This is a genomic window from Haloarcula nitratireducens (assembly GCF_019599505.1).
In genome coordinates, this window is sequence record NZ_RKLT01000058.1 from 1 (window position 1) to 3,620 (window position 3,620).

5 protein-coding genes and 1 pseudogene are annotated in these 3,620 nt (G+C 58.3%); 4 read left to right on the top strand and 2 right to left on the bottom strand.

Features of this window, described 5'->3' with window-relative positions:
• The 4 genes from EGH23_RS26115 to EGH23_RS26130 form a co-directional block, all read left to right on the top strand.
• Positions 1–194, top strand: a 194-nt coding sequence (locus EGH23_RS26115) for a helix-turn-helix domain-containing protein (RefSeq protein ID WP_220582909.1), incomplete at its 5' end; no start/stop codon positions are given.
• 299 nt (positions 195–493) lie between these two features.
• The gene (locus EGH23_RS26120; RefSeq protein WP_220582910.1) at positions 494–1,105 is read left to right on the top strand and encodes a class I SAM-dependent methyltransferase; all 612 of its coding nucleotides are present in this window, start codon (positions 494–496) and stop codon (positions 1,103–1,105) included.
• A complete protein-coding gene (locus EGH23_RS26125; protein ID WP_220582911.1) occupies positions 1,102–1,908 on the top strand; it encodes a nucleoside phosphorylase in 807 nt (268 codons plus the stop codon). Before EGH23_RS26120 ends, EGH23_RS26125 begins: the two co-directional genes overlap by 4 nt.
• A 67-nt stretch (positions 1,909–1,975) precedes the next feature.
• Complete coding sequence (locus EGH23_RS26130) at positions 1,976–2,206, top strand: hypothetical protein (RefSeq protein WP_220582912.1); 231 nt, start codon at positions 1,976–1,978, stop codon at positions 2,204–2,206.
• Positions 2,207–2,517: 311 nt separating this feature from the next.
• On the opposite strand, the pseudogene EGH23_RS26135 reads toward EGH23_RS26130, so the two are convergent.
• Both EGH23_RS26135 and EGH23_RS26140 read right to left on the bottom strand, forming a co-directional pair.
• A pseudogene (locus tag EGH23_RS26135) lies at positions 2,518–2,880 on the bottom strand (hypothetical protein); the annotation flags it as partial.
• A gap of 165 nt (positions 2,881–3,045) precedes the next feature.
• The coding region (locus EGH23_RS26140; protein ID WP_220582913.1) for an HAD-IC family P-type ATPase at positions 3,046–3,620 on the bottom strand (575 nt) is incomplete at its 5' end.

Genomic DNA, 3,620 nt, shown 5'->3' on the forward strand with positions numbered 1-3,620 from the left:
CGCGGAAGACATCGCTGCGGGATTTGGCCGATCAGACGGCTGTCGCTCGGTCGACGTACGAAGAACATCTTCGAAAGGCCGAGAACAAGCTCCTCACGAACGCGGGACAGTTCTTGCGGCTGGTCACTGCGACATCAACGGCGGACCCGCTACAAGTAGAAACGACCCGACAGGCTGAGCAGCCTGCCGGCTAGTCCGCCGCCAATTCATCGGGGGGAACGCTGGGCCACCCGATGAGTGTAATATAGAACGTATCACACTTTCCGTATTCACCGCAGAGATCGTTAGACTCCAGAATGATTCCGAGGTCTAGACAGACATTTCGTTAGGTAGTGACTTGAGTCTCGGCGATGGGTCTCTAGTTGACGGATCTACGACTACTAATTATGGTGGTCAGTCGCTTCAGTTCCAGATTGAAGCGTTCAAGAAGTTAGGTTGCGTCCGAATCACTACGACGAATGATCTTGACTATCGAATTCGAAGAGGTCGTCATATGAGTTCCGTTGAAAACTTCATCGAGTTCTGTGAGAGCGCCTTCGGGACCGAGGTGATGGACCGTGAAGCAGGATACTTGAAACGACACATCGAACTTGACGATCAAATTCTGGATGTCGGGTGTGGTATCGGCTCGATCGAGGAACGAATCCCCGAGTACGAGGTTACTGGACTGGACCGCTCGGCGGCGATGGTTCGAGTAGCGAAAAGGCGAGTTGCGGTGCCGTTCGTGGTCGGGGATGCGACGATGCTTCCAATCAGGGAATCATCTGTCGATGCGGCCTTTTTCGTCGCTACGCTCGAGTTCATTCCTGGCGTCGAAGCTGCACTCGCCGAAGCCACGCACGTCCTCGACACCGACGGGACGCTAGTCGCGCTTCTGTTGAACACGCAATCGGAGTACGTCCAATCGAACCTCCGGAGAGAGGGGTCGTACTTCCAGCAGATGGTCCACCGAGACTCAGACGCGCTAGCCGAGACGATTCTTGAGTACGTTAGCGGCGAGCGTGAGTTCTTCCTTGGTATCTCCGACGGAGAGGTCGTCGAACGGACGGACCCGGAGACTGCCGCCGTCCTTGCGGTTGTTGGCACACCTGCACGAGACACATGACAGATACACCGAAGTCAGAGTCTCCGTTGTTCGAGTCGAAAGCATTCGACGAACCGTCCATCTTCACACCCGAGTCGCTCCTGGAGAACGCTCGAAATCAAAAGGAGCTTCCCGAACGGTCGGTGCCGGACGTTTGTGTTCTCGACCCCGACGGAGATATCGTCCGTCAGCTCGTGGAAGCCGGAGACGCTCGTAAGGACCCAACGTGGCCTGGGTACCACACTGACTTGTATCGATTCCGCCGGAACGGCGACGAGTTCGGTATCGTCGGCTGCGCAGTGGGTGCACCGTTCGCAGTCCTCATCGCTGAACAACTATTCGCATCCGGGTGTCAATTCCTCGTGAGCGTGACCTCTTCGGGACAGATCATCCCGAAAGACGATCCACCGTATTTCGTGCTCATCGAACGAGCCCTCCGTGACGAAGGAACCAGTCACCACTACAGCCCTTCAGCTCGGTTCGCTACGCTCGACGCGGACCTCCGAGATCGCGTGAGCGCGGCGTGTCGGTCGGTTTCTCGTCCGGTCTACACTGGGACAACGTGGACGACAGATGCCCCGTTTCGGGAAACGCAGGCTGCAATCGACCGCGCTCGGTCCGAGGAAATCCTCGCAGTCGAGATGGAGGCCGCCGCACTCTATACGCTCGCTAGCGAGCGGGGATATCCTATCGTCTGTTTTGCATTCGTCACCAATGAGATGGGACAGGGTGACGCCGAGTTCGAGAAGGGCGAAGCCGACGGAAGCAAAGCTGCGTTAGAGGTCGTCGACGCCGCGGCGAGTATCTGGCGAAATTGGGAGTGAAGCGTTTCTGAGCCACCTTTATTCACCGTCTCAATCTGCAATCGCCAGTAGCTCCGCTCGTAGATGGATGGATTCGCACCTCCTCGCGGTCGTCCTCGGCGTTCTGTTGGGTGGTGCGTTGCTTGTTGTGCCACGAACGGCGCTCCAACTGTCAGTCTTCATGGGCCCGACCCGTCGACGCTGCGGTGACTACGGGACTGACGCGCCCATCTCCCACACGTGGATGTGGGGCATCCGTGCGCTCGGTGTCATGTATCTCGCTATCGCCGCGGTTATCGCCTACCAAACGTACCTCTGACTTCTGGTGTTTCTGCAATCCCGATTTGGGAACATCCGCAAAGTGAACTCCTCCATCCCCAACTACCTCTAAAGAGGCAGGTTTTCGTCATCCTATTTTCTGGAAGTCCGTCACACCTGTTGTGAACAGGAAATCGGGACTGGTCGCTCCGTTCGTGTTACGAACACTCACTCCACTCCTGCAAAGAGGGGGTCGCTCCCGGTTGCTACAGCTACCAGACAGCCACGGCAGCGGCAGCAGGGCACGTGCTACCGCGTCCAGTAGCGCCGGTTCTGTGCCGATTCCCGTCTTATCTCGTACTCGTCACAGGGTTACCCCGAAGACTCCACCACAACGGGCGTGACGCCGCCAGTCGTTGCCTTCCGGTCGCCGTTCTCCAAGAGGTCCAAACCGACGTAGCGTTGCTCGACTAAGCTCTCGGCTGTCTCTATGTCCATCGCGAGCAACTCCGTCTTCGTCTGGTCTCGCCCGACCTGACGTGTCTTCTCGACAAGATCATCGCCGCCGATCTCGATGAGTTTCTCCCAGACACGCTTGACCGTTTGGCGATGGGGCTCTTTCCCCAGCTCGGCTGTCAGCGCGGTCTCCACGTCGTCCTTGGTGAAGAAGATGCCACTGCCATCAGTGCGTTCGGTCGCAAACTCTGGCCATCGCTTGGCCACGCTAACCGCCTGGTCGAATACGACGCTGAAGACGTGGTTTCCGACTTGGAGGCGACGGCGGTAATCTTCCCCCGTCGCGCCCCGCAATGATCATTCCACTCAGGCCGTCAGGTTCAGTGGCCAGTTCTTCTGCCATCGTTCGGCCGACTGACTCGTAGCCCTCCACGATTAGCGTCGTCATGTCGAGAGATCGATTCCCCGAAGCCGACGAGCGTTAATGGCGACAATAATCGTCGACAGCGACATGAATACGGCACCGATGGCCGGCGACAGGAGGATACCAATGGGTGCAAGGATTCCCGCGGCGAGGGGCAGCGCGAACACGTTGTAGCCAGTCGCCCAGACGAGGTTCTCCTGCATTTTCCGGTAGCTCGCCTTCGAGAGCTTGATGAGACGGACGACATCCAGGGGATTGTTGTCGACGAGAATGATATCGCCCGATTCGATGGCCACGTCGGTCCCCGAGCCGATGGCGATGCCGACGTCAGCTCTGGTGAGCGCTGGCGCGTCGTTGACGCCGTCGCCGACCATCGCGACCAACTTCCCCTCGGACTGGAGCTGTTCGACCTTGGTGTCCTTTTCCTCAGGCAACACCTCTGCAAAGTACTGGTCGATACCGAGTTCTTCGGAGACGGCCTTCGCGACGTCCTCGCTGTCACCGGTGAGCATCGCCACCTCGATGCCCATCGCGTGCAGCGCCTCGATAGCCTGCCGGCTTTCTTCACGAACGACGTCCGCCAGTGCGAACGCCG